Origin of the sequence: Oceanospirillum linum, assembly GCF_001995095.2 — a bacterium.
GTDB lineage: Bacteria > Pseudomonadota > Gammaproteobacteria > Pseudomonadales > Halomonadaceae > Oceanospirillum > Oceanospirillum linum.
Genome location: NZ_MTSD02000192.1, coordinates 1 through 404 on the forward strand (window position 1 = coordinate 1; position 404 = coordinate 404).

Consider the following 404-nt stretch of genomic DNA (forward strand, 5'->3'; position numbering starts at 1 on the left):
GGGCCGAAAACCATCGAGCGCATGAGCCGCAGCGGCAAATCGGTTCGGATCTGACCCGTCTGCTGGGCTTGGGCGAGCACACGCATCAGCGGTGCCGTGTAGCGGCGCTGCAACGCAGTCAGCTCGGCGCTCAGTTCGTGGTGTTTGGCGCGGCCTTCCGATAACACGAGCGAGCACATGCCCGTTCCGTGCACCAACATCAGTCGCAGGTGAGTGCGCAAGATAAAAGCGAACTGTTGGCGCGGGGTGCCCTCGCGCGGAAGGCCGGTTTCGATCGCCGCGATGATTTCGTCGTACCAGTCGGCGATGACCCGCGCGCAAAGCTCGCGCTTGCCGCGGAAGTAGCTGAACACGGTAGCTTCCGAAACGCCGAGCCGCTGCGCGATTTCGGCGGTCGTTGCGCG

Annotated in this window: 1 protein-coding gene; it reads right to left on the reverse strand. The window is 64.4% G+C overall.

The window, feature by feature from the left end; genetic code table 11:
• Nucleotides 1-404: TetR/AcrR family transcriptional regulator (locus BTA35_RS17275; protein ID WP_139363753.1), on the reverse strand; the 404-nt coding region annotated here is incomplete at both ends.